We start from the raw sequence: 545 nt of genomic DNA, 5'->3' as shown, positions 1-545 counted from the left end.
GCCGTCGCGCCACCGCCACCGGCCTCCTTGCCGCAGCCATCGCTGCAATGCGGCGTGTCCGGGTCCGGCGGCGGCGTGTGGGTATCGATGCTGTAGCTGGCGCCCATGGTCTTGTACAGCGCCACCCCGCCTTCCGGGGCGATGCGCGTGCCGTCGCTGGTCACCCGCCCCTGCCCGTACACCCGCCAGCCCTCGGACGGATCGTAGATCCAGAAGTTGGCACGGGTGCCGGTGGCCAGCGTGTCGTAGTTCGGGTACAGAATCTTGATGCCCTGCGCTGCCTGCGGCGTCAGCGCCTGCACCGTGGCCCCACCCGGTTCCAGGGTGAAGTACATCGGGTAGTTGCTCGCCACCGGGAACGGCGCACGGTTGACCGGCGTCGGCACAATGGAGAGGTGATGCACCAGCGCGCCCTTGCGGTCGCGGATCACCGTGCCGGCCGGAATGTGGATCTGCAGGCCCGGCATATCCGGATGGGTGAGCACCACATCCTGCTTCAGCGGCGAGGCGATGGCGGTCGTATCGCGGGCGCTGATACGCGGCAG

At 69.0% G+C, this 545-nt stretch carries 1 pseudogene; it reads right to left on the bottom strand.

What is annotated here, in order from left to right:
- Window positions 1-545, bottom strand: a pseudogene (locus tag XalbCFBP2523_RS15890) (RHS repeat-associated core domain-containing protein); the annotation flags it as partial.

The organism is Xanthomonas albilineans, assembly GCF_002939705.1.
In the GTDB taxonomy this organism is placed as follows: domain Bacteria; phylum Pseudomonadota; class Gammaproteobacteria; order Xanthomonadales; family Xanthomonadaceae; genus Xanthomonas_A; species Xanthomonas_A albilineans.
The sequence above is the reverse complement of the archived record's forward strand: the minus strand, read 5'-3'. Positions and strand labels throughout refer to the sequence as shown.